The 14,572-nt window shown below is 63.5% G+C and carries 11 protein-coding genes; 7 read left to right on the top strand and 4 right to left on the bottom strand.

Going from position 1 to position 14,572, the window contains the following annotated elements; translation table 11 throughout:
- Window positions 1–15: 15 nt before the first annotated feature.
- The 4 genes from FXB40_RS20680 to FXB40_RS20695 all read right to left on the bottom strand — a co-directional run bounded on the left by FXB40_RS20680 (window position 16) and on the right by FXB40_RS20695 (window position 4,502).
- Window positions 16–198 carry a hypothetical protein gene (locus tag FXB40_RS20680; RefSeq protein ID WP_148774081.1) on the bottom strand — a complete coding sequence of 61 codons (183 nt, stop codon included), beginning with the start codon at window positions 196–198 and terminating at the stop codon, window positions 16–18.
- Window positions 199–666: 468 nt separating this feature from the next.
- Window positions 667–1,944 carry a formyl-CoA transferase gene (gene frc, locus FXB40_RS20685; RefSeq protein ID WP_148774020.1) on the bottom strand — a complete coding sequence of 426 codons (1,278 nt, stop codon included), beginning with the start codon at window positions 1,942–1,944 and terminating at the stop codon, window positions 667–669.
- A 65-nt stretch (window positions 1,945–2,009) separates the two neighbouring features.
- A complete protein-coding gene (gene oxc, locus FXB40_RS20690; RefSeq protein ID WP_148774021.1) occupies window positions 2,010–3,743 on the bottom strand; it encodes an oxalyl-CoA decarboxylase in 1,734 nt (577 codons plus the stop codon).
- 63 nt (window positions 3,744–3,806) lie between these two features.
- Window positions 3,807–4,502, bottom strand: coding sequence for a GntR family transcriptional regulator (locus FXB40_RS20695; protein ID WP_187437024.1), 696 nt, complete (start codon window positions 4,500–4,502; stop codon window positions 3,807–3,809).
- A gap of 347 nt (window positions 4,503–4,849) precedes the next feature.
- On the opposite strand from FXB40_RS20695, the gene FXB40_RS20700 reads away from it, so the two are divergent.
- The 7 genes from FXB40_RS20700 to FXB40_RS20735 all read left to right on the top strand — a co-directional run bounded on the left by FXB40_RS20700 (window position 4,850) and on the right by FXB40_RS20735 (window position 14,517).
- The gene (locus tag FXB40_RS20700; RefSeq protein WP_148774023.1) at window positions 4,850–6,979 is read left to right on the top strand and encodes an acetate--CoA ligase family protein; all 2,130 of its coding nucleotides are present in this window, start codon (window positions 4,850–4,852) and stop codon (window positions 6,977–6,979) included.
- 61 nt (window positions 6,980–7,040) lie between these two features.
- A complete protein-coding gene (locus FXB40_RS20705) occupies window positions 7,041–7,880 on the top strand; it encodes an IclR family transcriptional regulator (RefSeq protein ID WP_148774024.1) in 840 nt (279 codons plus the stop codon).
- Between the two features lie 109 nt (window positions 7,881–7,989).
- Entirely contained in the window at window positions 7,990–8,790 is an 801-nt protein-coding gene (locus FXB40_RS20710) for an NYN domain-containing protein (protein ID WP_148774025.1), read from the top strand.
- Between the two features lie 85 nt (window positions 8,791–8,875).
- Entirely contained in the window at window positions 8,876–10,678 is a 1,803-nt protein-coding gene (locus FXB40_RS20715; protein ID WP_148774026.1) for an adenine deaminase C-terminal domain-containing protein, read from the top strand.
- 151 nt (window positions 10,679–10,829) lie between these two features.
- On the top strand, window positions 10,830–12,620 hold the full coding sequence (gcl, locus tag FXB40_RS20720; protein WP_148774027.1) for a glyoxylate carboligase: 1,791 nt from the start codon (window positions 10,830–10,832) through the stop codon (window positions 12,618–12,620).
- 11 nt (window positions 12,621–12,631) lie between these two features.
- Complete coding sequence (gene hyi / locus FXB40_RS20725; RefSeq protein WP_148774028.1) at window positions 12,632–13,417, top strand: hydroxypyruvate isomerase; 786 nt, start codon at window positions 12,632–12,634, stop codon at window positions 13,415–13,417.
- A 212-nt stretch (window positions 13,418–13,629) separates the two neighbouring features.
- The gene (locus FXB40_RS20735; protein ID WP_148774029.1) at window positions 13,630–14,517 is read left to right on the top strand and encodes a 2-hydroxy-3-oxopropionate reductase; all 888 of its coding nucleotides are present in this window, start codon (window positions 13,630–13,632) and stop codon (window positions 14,515–14,517) included.
- Window positions 14,518–14,572: the final 55 nt, after the last annotated feature.

The following is a 14,572-nucleotide window of genomic DNA, read 5'->3' on the forward strand; positions in this document are numbered from 1 at the left end:
ACAAGAAAACACGGCCTAGTCCTCGCGGCCTTTCGGCTGAGCTTCGCGGGCCAATCGCTCCGCTTTCAGCCGCTCGCGGTTCTCGTTCAGCGAGTGCTGGTCCTTCGCGTAGTCATTCATCGGTTTCTGTGTCTTGGCAGGCTTGAACGCCTTGTTGGCTTCGCGCTTGGCGCGATCAGAGGGTTGATCTTTCAACATGTCGATCTCGATGTGTGTGAACTGCGTGGTTCGCGAGTGCGCTGACGTCCCGTCAGCGTTCGCAGGCCGGTGAAACAGCGCGTTGTCCTTGAAGTGGAGAAATCGGGTCTGGAGTAACAACTGACGGCCACCGTGTCGGTTCCTCGAAAGATTGTCCGACGCCAACAAAAAGGCCAACTGGTCGCCGCTCGACTGGTCGTCGGCGCGCGGCAGTGGCGAGCCTCTGCGTCGAGATGCCCTTCGATGGACCGACGTTCGCTTCTCGAATGATGCCATACTACCCCTGTTTTGCCCGACGTGTCAAAGAAAATTCGTAAAATACGAAGTTTCCTTTATGGCCAATGAGTTGGCTACTGTGCATGGGGTTGTTTTCTGGTTTTCGGATTGGGCGCGCGGCCGTACGGCTCTTCTGACGCAAAAAGGCCGCCTCGATGGGCGGCCCTTTCGTATCATGCGTTGTGGTGACGCTTACTCGGCGGCCTGCTTCTGCGGCGGGTCGAGCGCGCCCGACTTGTGGATCTCGGCGACCTGGTGGTCGCTGAAGCCGAGCACCGCGCGCAGGATCTCGTCGGTGTGCTCGCCGAGCAGGGGAGAGCGGGTGACGTCGCTCGCCGAGTCCGACAGCTTGATCGGATTGCCGACCGAGATGTACTTGCCGCGCGTGGGGTGGTCGACCTCGACCACGGTGCCGGTCGCGCGCAGCGACTGGTCTTCCGCGATCTCCTTCATCGACAGGATCGGGCCGCAGGGGATGTCGTCCTTGTTGAGGATCTCCATCGCCTCGAACTTGGTCTTGGTCATCGTCCACTGCTCGATGCGCGCGAAGATCTCGTTCAGGCGGGGCAGGCGGGCGGCCGGCTTGGCGTAGTTCGGATCGGTCTTCCAGGTCGGCTCGCCGATCACGTCGCAGATCTTCTCCCAGACCGGGGCCTGGGTGATGAAGTAGATGTAGGCGTTGGGATCGGTCTCCCAGCCTTTGCACTTCAGGATGCGGCCGGGCTGGCCGCCGCCGGAATCGTTGCCGGCGCGGGGCACGGCATCGCCGAACGGAATGCCTTCGCCGAACTGGCTGTATTCCCTAAGCGGACCGCGCTCGAGGCGCTGCTGGTCGCGCAGCTTGACGCGCGCCAGGTTCAACACGCCGTCCTGCATCGCGGCGGTGACCTTCTGGCCCTTGCCCGAATGCGTGCGCTGATAGAGCGCGGTGACGATGCCGAGGGCGAGATGCAGGCCGGTGCCGCTGTCGCCGATCTGCGCGCCGGTGACGAGCGGCAGGCCGTCTCGGAAGCCGGTGGTGGAGGCGGCGCCGCCGGTGCACTGCGCGACGTTCTCATAGACCTTGCAGTCTTCGTACGGTCCGGGGCCAAAGCCCTTGATCGAGGCGACGATCATCTTCGGGTTGATCGCCTGGATCTTCTCCCAGGGGAAGCCCATGCGGTCGAGCACGCCGGGGCCGAAGTTCTCGACCAGCACGTCGCACTTCTTGATCAGCTCGGTGAGGACTTCCTTGCCCTTGGGGTTCTTGGTGTCGAGCGTGATCGAGCGCTTGTTGTGGTTGAGCATGGTGAAATACAGGCTGTCCACGTTCGGGATGTCCTGCAGCTGGCCGCGGGTGATGTCACCCACGCCCGGGCGTTCCACCTTGATCACGTCGGCGCCGAACCATGCCAGCAGCTGCGTGCAGGTCGGTCCGGACTGGACGTGGGTGAAGTCGAGAATGCGAACGCCCTCGAGCGCTTTGGTCATCGTGTTGCTCCGTATACTCTGTCTGCCCCTGCACCCGCAGGGAGTAATGGGTTGAAGGGGAGGACTTACTTTTTCTTCTGCAAGACGCTCTGCGGATTGAGATTGCCGATGCGGCCGCTCTCCGAGCCTGCGGCCGGATCGATCACCGCGTTGATCAGGGTCGGCTTGCCCGAGGCCATCGCCTCGTTGACGGCGCGCTTGAGCTCGTCGGGCGAGGTCGCATTCACGCCGACGCCGCCGAAGGCTTCCATCATCTTGTCGTAGCGTGCGCCCTTGACGAACACCGTCGTCGCCGGATCGGCGTTGACGCTGTTGACGTCGGTGCCGCGATAGATGCCGTCATTGTTGAAGATGACGATGCAGATCGGCAAATTGTAGCGGCAGATGGTCTCGACCTCCATGCCGGAGAAGCCGAAGGCCGAGTCGCCTTCAACCGCCAGCACGGGGTGACCGGTCTCGAGCGCAGCCGCAATCGCCTGGCCCATGCCGATGCCCATCACGCCCCAGGTGCCGACGTCGAGACGCTTGCGTGGGCGGTACATGTCGATCACGCCGCGGGCGAGGTCGAGCGTGTTGGCGCCTTCGTTGACGAGGATCGCCTCGGGGTGATCCTTGATGACGTTCTTCAGCACGCCGAGCGCGCCGTGATAATCCATCGGCGATTTGTTGTTCATGAGCTTCGGCGCCATCTTGGCGATGTTCTCGTCGCGCTTGGACACGATGGCCTTGGTCCATTCGGCGGGCGGTGCGGTCCAGCCCGTGGCGATCGCCTGGTTGAAGGCCGAGACGACCGAGCCGATGTCGCCGACGACGGGCGCGACGATCTCGACGTTGGAGTCCATTTCCCGCGGCTCGATATCGACCTGGATGAACTTCTTCGGCGATTCGCCCCAGCTCTTGCCCTTGCCGTGCGACAGCAGCCAGTTCAGCCGTGCGCCGATCAGCATGACGACGTCGGAGTCCTTCAGCACCGTCGAACGCGCAGCACCCGCGCATTGCGGATGCGTGTCGGGGAGCAGGCCCTTGGCCATGCTCATGGGGAGGAACGGCACCCCGCTCTTCTCGACGAAGGTCTTGATTTCCTCGTCGGCCTGCGCGTAGGCCGCGCCCTTGCCGAGGACGATGAGCGGACGCTTTGCAGCCTTCAGCACATCGAGCGCGCGCTTGACCGAAGCGGGCGAGGGGATCTGCGCAGGCGCCGCGTCGATCACCTTGACCAGCGACTTCTGGCCAGCCTCGGCGTTCATCACCTGGCCGAACAGTTTGGCCGGCAAGTCGAGATAGACGCCGCCCGGACGGCCCGAGACCGCGGCGCGGATAGCGCGGGCAAAGCCGATGCCGATGTCCTGGGCGTGCAGCACGCGATACGCCGCCTTGCACAGCGGCTTTGCGATCGCGAGCTGGTCCATCTCTTCGTAGTCGCCCTGCTGGAGGTCCACGATCTCGCGCTCGGAGGAGCCGGAGACCAGGATCATCGGGTAGCAGTTGGTGGTGGCGTGGGCGAGCGCGGTGAGACCGTTGAGGAAGCCGGGCGCGGACACCGTGAGGCAGACGCCGGGCTTCTTGGTGAGATAGCCGGCGATGCCCGCGGCGTAACCGGCGTTCTGCTCGTGGCGGAAGGAGATCACGCGAATGCCTTCGGCCTGCGCCATGCGGCCCAAATCCGTGATCGGGATGCCCGGCACATTATAGATGGTGTTGATGCCGTTCAGCTTGAGCGCGTCGATGACGAGATGGAAGCCATCCGTCAGTTCCTGCTCGGTGCCCGGTGCTTCGGACTTGGTCGCGGTGTTCAGCATGGGCCTTGTCTCCCTGGTCTCAAGGTAGGTGGGGCGAATGTTTCGCCCTTCTGGTGAATGTTGCTAGGTGAAGAGTTCCTGACCGTGCGCTTCGACGTAAGCGGCAAGGCCAAGGGTGTGGTCGCGGGCGCGCTTCTCGGCGAGCTCGGTGTCGCGTGCTTCCAGCGCCTCGATCATGCCGAGATGCTCCGGTAGCGACGTCGCGGTGCGGTCCTTGCGGCCGATCGTCAGCTGGCGATAGCCGCGCACGTGCAACAGAAGATCGTTGGTGAGATCGACCAGCACCGGCGATTCCGACAGCGAGATCAGCGCCTGGTGGAAGGCGATGTTGGCGCGCGAATATTCCTCGACGTGATCCTCGGGCAAGCGGTCCTTGCCGAAATCCTTGAAATAGTCGCGCAGCGCTGTGATGTCCTTCTTGCGCGCGGTGTTGGTGATGAGGCGCGCCGCCATGCTCTCCAGCGCGGCCCAGGCGCGGATCATGTCGACGATCTCGCTCTTGGTCCGTCGCACCACCATGATGCCGCGGCGCGGCACGGTCTTCACGAAGCCGTCCTGCTCGAGCATCGCGATCGCTTCGCGGATCGGCGTGCGGCTGACGCCCAGGCGTTCGGACAGCGCACGCTCGTCGAGCATCACCGGCTCGGGCGTCGAGTAGATGTCCATCTTGAGGATGGCTTCCTTCAGGGCGTCATACGCCTTGTTCTTGAAGCTGCTCTCCGGGGCAATACGAACGATTGCGATGTCTGCCTCGGCCATGTTCGGCAACGCCTTGGTTGGTTTCCGCAGTGACACGACGATTCTCCTCCAGTGGGAGTCGTCTTTTACAGGAATATTACCGGAAAGTTTTTGGCATACCAAATGCCAGAATGTCAAGCTGGCTATTTTTTGCGGCGTTCTAAGGTGGTCTCTGACTTGACAAGTTGGCTTCTGGCATACCAAATGCCATAGCTAGCCATTTTTGATCCAAACCGGCGGTGTGGTCTAGGCATTTCTGCCGCTGCATTCCGCCGCACGGAACAGAGCGCGGCGATGGCAAGTATCACGGGCAGCCGCATCACGCGCGCTTTGCAAAGCAAAGAACTGAAGGTCAAGGGAGAAGCTATATGTCCAATTCGAAAGACGTCGTCCGCAAGGTCCTTGACCAGGTCAAGGCCGACAACCGCACCAGCCTGACCGCCCCGGAAGGCAAGGTGGTCTGCGACGCCTACGGCATTCCAGTGCCGAAGGAGGGTGTGTCGAAGTCGGCCGGCGAGGCCGGCAAGATGGCATCTTCGATGGGCTTCCCGGTGGTGATGAAGATCGTCTCGCCGGATATTCTCCACAAGACCGAAGCCGGCGGCGTCATCGTCGGCGTCAAGACGGCACAGGATGCCGAGCAGGCCTACGAGACCATTCTCGGGAACGCCAGGAAGTACAAGGCCGACGCCAAGATCGAGGGCATCCAGGTGCAGCAGATGCTGGCCGGCGGCACCGAAGTGATCGTCGGCTCGATCACTGACGGTTCGTTCGGCAAGCTGGTCGCCTTCGGCCTCGGCGGCGTGCTGGTCGAAGTGCTCAAGGACATCACCTTCCGCCTCGCGCCCGCGACCAAGGAAGACGCGCTCTCGATGCTCGACGGCATCCAGGCGCATGAGATTCTGAAGGGCGTTCGTGGCGGCGAGCCGGTCAACCGCACGGCGCTCGCCGACGTCATCGTCAAGGTCTCGCAGCTCGTGACCGATTTCCCTGAGATCGTCGAGCTCGACCTCAACCCGGTGTTCGCCACCGCAAAGGACGCGATTGCCGCCGACGTGCGCATTGTCGTCGACTTCGCCTACCAGCCCAAGCCGAAGCCGCGCCCGACCGAAGAGATCGTGGCTGCGATGAGCCGCATCATGCAGCCGAAGGCGGTCGCGGTGATCGGCGCCTCGGCCGAAGACGGCAAGATCGGCAATTCCGTGATGAAGAACCTCATCAACGGCGGTTACAAGGGCGACATCTACCCGATCCACCCCAAGGCCACCGAGATTCTCGGCCACAAGGCCTACAAGAGCGTCAAGGACGTGCCGGGTGTGATCGACACGGCCGTGTTCGCGATCCCCGCGAAGTTCGTGGCCGCGGCGCTGACCGAATGCGGTGAGAAGAAGATCCCGGGCGCGGTTCTGATCCCGTCGGGCTTCGCTGAAGCCGGCGCGCCGGAGCTGCAGGCCGAGATCGTCGAAGTCGGCAAGAAATACGACATCCGCCTGATGGGGCCGAACATCTACGGCTTCTATTATACGCCGGCGAACCTCTGCGCGACCTTCTGCACGGCCTATGACGTGAAGGGCCACGCGGCGCTGTCGTCGCAGTCGGGCGGCATCGGCATGGCCATCATCGGTTTTTCGCGCTCGGCCAAGATGGGCGTCTCCGCGATCGTCGGCCTTGGCAACAAATCTGATATCGACGAAGACGATCTGCTCGCTTTCTTCGAGCAGGATCCGAACACTTCGATCATTGCCCAGCACTGCGAAGACCTGAAGGACGGCCGCGCCTTTGCGGAAGCCGCCAAGCGCGTCTCCAAGAAGAAGCCGGTCGTCGTGCTCAAGGCCGGCCGCACCTCGGCCGGCGCGAAGGCGGCGTCGTCGCACACCGGCGCGCTCGCCGGTAACGACAAGATCTATGAGGACGTCCTGGCGCAATCTGGCGTGATCCGCGCCCGCAGCTTGCGGCAACTGCTCGAATTCGCCCGCGGCGTGCCGGTATTGCCGACGCCGAAGGGTGAGAACGTGCTGATTATCACCGGTGCGGGCGGCTCGGGCGTGCTGCTGTCGGACTCCTGCGTCGACAACGGTCTGTCGCTGATGTCGATGCCGCCGGATCTCGACGCGGCCTTCCGCAAGTTCATCCCGCCGTTCGGTGCTGCCGGAAATCCTGTGGATATCACCGGCGGCGAGCCGCCGATCACCTACGTCAACACGGTGAAGCTCGGCTTGTCGGACGAGCGCATCCACTCGCTGATCCTCGGCTACTGGCACACCATCGTCACGCCGCCGATGGTGTTCGCCCGCAACATGGTTGAGGTGAAGAAGGAGATGGAGGCCAAGGGTTTTGTGAAGCCGATCGTTGCCTCGCTCGCCGGCGATGTGGAGGTCGAGGAAGCCGCCGAATATCTCTACCAGAACGGCATCCCGGCCTATGCTTACTCCACCGAACTGCCGGTCGAGGTGCTTGGTGCCAAGTACAAGTGGGCGCGCGGCGCGGGCCTGCTCTGAGACGAAGAGGACTCTTCACCTCTCCCCGCGCACGGGGAGAGGTGAGAACGGTCAGGTCGCGATGGGCAAGAACGTGATCCGGCGCAAATCGCTCGAAACACGATCGGTATCGGAGGCCGATCGTGACGGCGGCGTGCAGTCGGTCGACCGCGCGCTGTCGATCCTCGAGACGCTGGCCGAGGATGACGAAGGCTATCGCCTCAGCGATCTCGCCGTCCGCACCGGCCTGTCGGCCTCGACCGTGCACCGCCTGCTGGCCACGCTGGAAAGCCGCCGCTTCGTGCAGTTCGACCGGGCCGAATCCAAATGGCATGTCGGCGTGCGCAGCTTTACCGTGGGCGCGAGCTTTGCGCGCCGGCGCAATTTTACCGCGCAAGCCATTCCTTATTTGCGCAAGCTGCGCGATCTGACCCGCGAGACCGCCAATCTTGCGGTCGTCGACGATGAATTCATCATCGTGCTGACCCGCATGGAGAGCCGCGAGATCATGCGCTCGCTGACCAAGGTCGGCGGCCGTGTCGCGATGGTGACGTCAGGCGTCGGCAAGGCCGTGCTCGCGACCTACTCCGACGAGGATGTCGGCGCCGTCATTCGCCATCACGGCATGCCCAGGCTCACTGAAAAATCCATCGTTCGGCCGAGCGACTTGTTCCGGGAGCTCAACGTGATCCGGAAGCAGGGCTTTGCGGTGGACGACGAAGAAGCCGAGATGGGCCTGCGCTGCGTCGCCGCCGTGGTCTACAACGCGCTTGCGGAACCGCTCGCCGCGATCTCGGTGTCCGGCCTGACCAGCCGCGTCACTGACGCCCGGCTGCCGGAGATCGGCCGTGTGGTGCGTGAGGTCGCTGCGGAATTGACAGCTGCGCTCGGGGGCGTGACGCCGGTGTTGAAGCCAGCCTGAGCCGGATTTGCGGTCCGGCGTGCCTCGTTGAAAGAAATCAGGTCTGGCGGCAAGAGCCCCAACATCGGTATATCCATCGGCCGTTGTCGCGTCCTTTCTGGGGAATGCCATGCCTTCTGAGCTTCGTTCGCCCCGTCTCGCTGTCCTGATTGACGCCGACAACGCCTCCGCGAAGATCGCCGATGGGCTGTTCGAAGAGATTGCCAAGATCGGCGAAGCCAGCGTTCGCCGCATCTACGGGGACTTTTCGAACGCGCGATCCAGGGGCTGGGCCGATATTCTGTCGAAGCATGCGATCATCCCGCAGCAGCAGTTCGCCTATACGACGGGGAAGAATGCCTCCGACATAACCCTGGTCATTGATGCGATGGACCTGCTTCACAGCGGTCGGTTCGATGGCTTTTGCCTGGTGTCGTCCGACAGCGACTTTACCAGGCTTGCCGCCCGCATCCGGGAGCAGGGCGTCGATGTCTTTGGGTTCGGCGAACACAAGACTCCGGAAAGCTTCAGGCAGGCCTGCCGACGGTTCGTCTATACGGAGAACCTGCTTGCCGGCACAGCGAACACCCAAGACGCCGGATCGAGGTCTACGTCGCTTCAGCCGCACGATGCCGCGACGCCCATCATCAAGAAGGTCATCACCCAGATGGAGAGCGAAGATGGCTGGGTCACGCTTGGAGAGGTTGGACGGCAGCTCGCTAATTTGGCTTCCGATTTCGATCCGAGGACTTTTGGCTTCCGCAAGCTGAGCGACCTCGTGCGAAAGACAAATTCGTTCGAGATCGACGAGTCAAAAGGGCGGTCGATGCGGATTCGGGTCAAGCCGTCTGCCGCGCCATCGCCGAGAACACGGAACCCGCGCAGGCGCGCGAAGTCAGGGCCGGCGAGCGGTTCGCCGCCTAAGGCGTAAGCAGGGCGTGCCTTCATATTTGAGCTTGCCCGGTTTGGCGCTTGGCGTAACCATCGCCCGGCCGTAACGCCATGCGAGGGTTCCGATGACCAAACTCACCCGCTTTGCCGTCGCGCCGCTGCATGCGATGACGCGCCGTCTCGCCGATGTCGCCTCCGCGCGCGTCGCGCCCGACCTCGTCATATCTGGAGCACGGGTGCTCTCCACCTATTCGGAGCGGATCCATCCGGGACGGGAGGTCTGGATCACCGGCGGCCGCATCGCCGCGGTGAAGCCGGCCGGCACGGCGAAGAAAGCGTGGAGCGACGTGCCGGTTTACGACGCCGCCGGCGGCATCATCGCGCCGGGGCTGGTCGATCCGCACATCCACATCGAATCCTCGATGGTGACGGCCTGCGCCTATGCCGAGGCCGCGCTGCTGAACGGCACCACCACGATCTTCTGCGACAGCCACGAGATCGGTAACGTCATGGACGTCGCCGGCGTCGAGGCGATGCTTGAAGATGCGCGCGAGGCGCCGCTCTCGATCTTTCTAACCGTGCCGAGCACAGTCCCGGCAACCTCGGCCGCGCTGGAGACCGCCGGCGGCGATCTCACGCCGGACAAGATCGCCGGTCTGTTCGACCGCTGGCCGGAAGCCGTCGCTCTCGGCGAGAAGATGGATTTCGTGCCGGTCACCATGGGCGATGAGCGCAGCCACGCGATCCTCGCGGCCGCTTTGAAGCGGGGACGTCCGGTGTCCGGCCATGTCTATGGCCGCGAGTTCGTCGCGGCCTATGCGGCAAGCGGCATCACCGACACCCATGAGGCGATTGACCGCGATATCGCCGACGATCTGCTCGACGCCGGCGTCTGGGTTTTCCTGCGCGGAGGACCACCAACTACGCCGTGGCATTCGCTGCCGCAGGCGATCCGGACGATCACCGAGCTCGGTGCATCGCATAAGCGGACCGCGGTGTGCACAGATGACCGAGATGCCGATGATTTGCTGCTGTTCGGCCTCGACTGGGTGGTGCGCGAAGCGGTCAAGGCGGGGATGTCGCCGGAGCAGGCCTGGTCGATGGGCTCGCTGCATGGCGCCACGCGCTTCGGCATGGAGGGCGACATTGGCGGGCTCGGCGGCGGCCGTCGCGCCGATCTCGTGCTGATGGACGATCAGCTCAAGCCGCAATCGACCTGGTATGGCGGCGAGCTGGTCGTCGAGAACCGCAAGATCACGCCGCGGCTCGATCGGGCGCTGTCGCAGCGCTATCAATATCCCAAAGCGGCCTATGTCACCGTAAAGCTGCCGGAGAAGCTGAAGCTTACGCCGGAATTGCCGGCGAAAGCCTGCACCGTCAACGCGATCAAGACCGCGCTGCCCGGCATCACGCTGATCCATGAAAAGGTCGCGATCGAGCCGGCCAAGGACTGGCCCTCGTTGTTCGCCCGCTACGGCCTGTGCTTCGTCACTGTGGTCGAGCGTCACGGCAAATCGGCCGGCAACGTTGCCTATGGCCTCTTGAAGGACTTTGGCCTGAAGCGCGGCGCTGTCGCCTCCAGCGTCGGCCACGACAGCCACAACATCATCGTTGCCGGCACCAACGAGCCCGATATGCAAGTCGCGATCGCGGCGATCAAGGAGCATCAGGGCGCGGTCTGCGTCGTCTCCGACGGCAAGGTGAGGGCGCTGGTCCCGCTGCCGATCGCAGGTTTGCTCTCTGACAAGCGCGTCACCAAGGTGGCCGAAGAGGTCAAGGTGCTGAAGAAGGAATGGGCGGAGGCCGGCTGCACCATCCCCTACATGGGCTTCAATTTGATCCCGCTATCGGTCATTCCGGAAATTCGCATCACCGACAAGGGCCTCGTGCTGGTGCCGCAGATGGAGCTGGCGCCGCTGTTCGAGTGAGCTGCTTTCACCGATATCTCAGCCTAACTGCTTGAGAGACCCTCGATTTTTCCGCGGCTGCCGCATCGTGGAAAATAAAAGCGATCTCATTGAGATCGCATCTTGCACACCTGATGATCTCGCTCGCTGACGTAACCGAGGGAGATCCGATATGGCGAAGATGCGAGCCATCGATGCGGCTGTGCGTATCCTGGAGAAGGAAGGCATCTCGACCGCCTTCGGCGTTCCCGGGGCAGCGATCAATCCGCTTTACTCGGCGCTGAAGAAGCGCGGCTCGATCCGCCACATCCTGGCGCGCCATGTCGAGGGCGCTTCGCACATGGCCGAAGGCTATACCCGCGCCAAGCCCGGCAATATCGGCGTTTGCATCGGCACCTCGGGACCCGCCGGCACCGACATGATCACCGGGCTCTATTCGGCGATTGCCGATTCCATTCCGATCCTCTGTATCACCGGACAGGCGCCGCGGGCGCGGCTCTACAAGGAGGATTTCCAGGCCGTCGACATCGAGTCGATCGCAAAGCCGGTGACCAAATGGGCGGTGACTGTGCGCGAGCCGGCGCTGGTGCCGCGCGTGTTCAGCCAGGCGTTCCATGTGATGCGCTCGGGCCGTCCGGGGCCGGTGCTGATCGACATGCCGCTCGACGTGCAGCTCGCCGAGATCGAGTTCGACGACGAGACCTACGAGCCGCTGCCCGTCTACAAGCCGACCGCGACGCGAAAACAGGTCGAGAGGGCGCTGGAGATGCTCAATGCGGCCGAACGGCCGCTGATCGTGGCGGGCGGCGGCATCATCAATGCCGATGCGTCGGATCTGCTGGTTGAATTCGCCGAGATCGCCAACGTTCCCGTCGTCCCGACGTTGATGGGGTGGGGTGCGATCCCGGACGATCACGTCCTGATGGCCGGCATGGTCGGCCTCCAGACCAGCCACCGCTACGGCAATGCCACGCTGCTGGAATCCGATTTCGTGCTCGGCATCGGCAACCGCTGGGCCAATCGTCACACCGGCTCGGTCGAGACCTACACCAAGGGTCGCACCTTCGTGCATGTCGACATCGAGCCGACCCAGATCGGACGCGTGTTCAATCCCGATCTCGGCATCGTCTCGGACGCGAAGGCGGCGCTCGAGCTTTTCGTCACCGTCGCCAGGGAGTGGCGCCGGTCAGGCAGGTTGCGCGAGCGCCAGGCGTGGCCCGCGGCCTGCCGCGATCGCAAGAAGACCATGCTGCGCAAGAGCCATTTCGACAACGTCCCGATCAAGCCGCAGCGTGTCTATGAGGAGATGAACAAGGCCTTTGGCCGCGACACCACCTATGTCACCGTGATTGGCCTGTCGCAGATCGCAGGGGCCCAGTTCCTGGGCGTCTACAAGCCGCGCAACTGGATCAATGCCGGGCAGGCGGGCCCGCTGGGCTGGACGCTGCCGGCCGCGCTTGGCGTGCGCGCGGCCTGCCCGGATCGCGATATCGTTGCGCTATCCGGCGATTACGATTTCCAGTTCCTGATCGAGGAGCTCGCCGTCGGCGCGCAGTTCAATCTGCCCTACATCCACGTCGTCGTGAACAATTCCTATCTCGGCCTGATCCGCCAGGCCCAGCGCGGCTTCGAGATGGACTATCACGTCCAGCTGTCCTTCGAGAACATCAACGCGCCTGAGCTGGGCGGCTATGGTGTCGACCATGTTGCAGTTGCCGAAGGCCTCGGCTGCAAGGCGATCCGCGTCACGGATCCCAAGGACACGCAGGCGGCGTTCTCGACCGCACGCGAATTGATGAAGAAGCACCGCGTGCCCGTAGTCGTCGAGTTTATCCTCGAGCGCGTCACCAATATCGCGATGGGCACCGAGATCGACAACATCGTCGAGTTCGAGGAGGTACTGGACCTGCCGCTCGACGAGGTCGGCTCCACGCGCTCCGGCGTGTTGCAACCGGCAGAATAGGGGACCGCATCATGCCGAAATTCGCCGCCAACCTCACCATGCTCTTTAACGAGATGCCGTTCATCGACCGCTTTGCCGCGGCGAAGGCGGCGGGCTTTGCCGGGGTCGAATATCTCTTCCCCTATGATTTCGACAAGGCGCTTCTGCGCGAGCAACTCGAGGCGCACGGGCTGACGCAGGTTCTGCACAATCTGCCCGCCGGCAACTGGGCCGGCGGTGAGCGCGGCATCGCGATCATGCCCGATCGTGCTGCCGAATTCCGCGACGGCGTGTTCCGCGCCATCGACTATGCCAAAGCGCTCGATTGCGAGCAGCTCAACTGCCTCGTCGGCATTGCGCCTGTGGATGCCGATCCGCGCGAGCTACAGGAGACGCTGGTCGGAAACCTCCGCTTTGCGGCCTCAACGCTGGCGCGCGAGAATATCAAGCTGCTGGTCGAGCCGATCAACACGCTCGATATTCCCGGCTTCTTCCTCAACGGCACCGAGCAGGCGGTGCAGCTGATCTCCGAGGTACGGTCGAACAATCTGTTCATCCAGTACGACATCTATCACATGCAGATCATGGAGGGCGATCTCGCCCGCACCATGCAGGAATATCTCCCGCAGATCGCCCATATCCAGCTCGCCGACAATCCCGGCCGCAACGAGCCCGGCACCGGCGAGATCAACTATCCCTTCCTGTTCCGCCATCTCGACGCGATCGGTTATCGCGGCTGGATCGGCTGCGAATACAAGCCGCTCACCACGACGCTGGAAGGCCTGTCCTGGCACGCCGCGCAGACTTTCGAGACTTGAGAATATAGCCACAGCGATGGTGCGCTCCCTCTCCCGCCTGCGGGGGAGGGCTGGGGTGGGGGTGTCTCCGCGATGGGGTTCGGCAAGATGCGCTGAATATCCCCCAGAGGACAGAGCCCCCACCCGGCGCTATGCGCCGACCTCCCCCGCAAGCGGGAGAGGTGCACCGCGTCCGTGGATCGACTTAGCCCAAAGCTAGAGGAACGAAAGACATGATCGACATCGGCTTCATCGGACTTGGCACCATGGGACGGCCGATGGCCGGCCATCTTCTGGCCGCGGGCCATCGCGTTCTCCTGCATGATGTGGCGCCGGTCGCGCGGGAGCTGATCGCAGCCGGTGGCGTCGCCTGCAAATCGGCCAAGGAAGTGGCGGAGGAGGCGGATGCCGTCATCATCATGGTGCCGGATACACCGCATGTGGAAGCCGTGCTGTTTGGCAAGGACGGCGTCGCGGGCGGCATATCCAAGGGCAAGATCGTGGTCGACATGAGCTCGATCTCGCCACTGGCGACCAAGGAGTTCGCGAAGAAGATCGAGGCGCTGGGCGCGGACTATCTCGATGCGCCGGTGTCGGGCGGCGAGGTCGGCGCCAAGGCAGCGAGCCTCACCATCATGGTCGGCGGGCCCGAGCGCGCCTTCGGCACGATGAAGCCGATCTTCGACAAGATGGGCAAGAACGTCACCCATGTCGGCGCCAACGGCGACGGCCAGACCACGAAGGTCGCCAACCAGATCATCGTCGCGCTGACGATTGAGGCGGTCAGCGAGGCGCTGCTGTTCGCGTCCAAGGCCGGCGCCGATCCCGCACTGGTGCGCAAGGCGCTGATGGGCGGTTTTGCCTCGTCGCGGATTCTCGAAGTGCATGGCGAGCGCATGGTGAAGCGCAATTTCGATCCGGGTTTCCGCATCGAGCTGCACCAGAAGGATCTCAATCTCGCGCTCGAAGGCGCGCGCGCGCTCGGCCTGTCGCTGCCGAGCACAGCGGTGGCGCAGCAATTGTTCTCGTCCTGCACCGCGCATGGCGGCAAGGGCTGGGATCATTCGGCGATGGTGCGGGCGCTGGAACTGATGGCGGGCCACGAGATCGCCGCAGCCTGAACTGTTACGCCGTAACACTCTTTCGGATTTGGCGCGTCTTTCGCCACGGGGGAAC

It is taken from the genome of Bradyrhizobium rifense (assembly GCF_008123425.1).
In the GTDB taxonomy this organism is placed as follows: domain Bacteria; phylum Pseudomonadota; class Alphaproteobacteria; order Rhizobiales; family Xanthobacteraceae; genus Bradyrhizobium; species Bradyrhizobium rifense.

Coding starts and splice junctions, on each gene's coding strand:
- FXB40_RS20710 (WP_148774025.1), top strand. CDS start 7,990: ATGCCTTCTGAGCTTCGTTCGCCCCGTCTCGCTGTCCTGATTGACGCC.
- FXB40_RS20705 (WP_148774024.1), top strand. CDS start 7,041: ATGGGCAAGAACGTGATCCGGCGCAAATCGCTCGAAACACGATCGGTA.
- FXB40_RS20695 (WP_187437024.1), bottom strand. CDS start 4,502: ATGGCCGAGGCAGACATCGCAATCGTTCGTATTGCCCCGGAGAGCAGC.
- FXB40_RS20700 (WP_148774023.1), top strand. CDS start 4,850: ATGTCCAATTCGAAAGACGTCGTCCGCAAGGTCCTTGACCAGGTCAAG.
- hyi (WP_148774028.1), top strand. CDS start 12,632: ATGCCGAAATTCGCCGCCAACCTCACCATGCTCTTTAACGAGATGCCG.
- FXB40_RS20680 (WP_148774081.1), bottom strand. CDS start 198: ATGTTGAAAGATCAACCCTCTGATCGCGCCAAGCGCGAAGCCAACAAG.
- oxc (WP_148774021.1), bottom strand. CDS start 3,743: ATGCTGAACACCGCGACCAAGTCCGAAGCACCGGGCACCGAGCAGGAA.
- FXB40_RS20715 (WP_148774026.1), top strand. CDS start 8,876: ATGACCAAACTCACCCGCTTTGCCGTCGCGCCGCTGCATGCGATGACG.
- frc (WP_148774020.1), bottom strand. CDS start 1,944: ATGACCAAAGCGCTCGAGGGCGTTCGCATTCTCGACTTCACCCACGTC.
- FXB40_RS20735 (WP_148774029.1), top strand. CDS start 13,630: ATGATCGACATCGGCTTCATCGGACTTGGCACCATGGGACGGCCGATG.
- gcl (WP_148774027.1), top strand. CDS start 10,830: ATGGCGAAGATGCGAGCCATCGATGCGGCTGTGCGTATCCTGGAGAAG.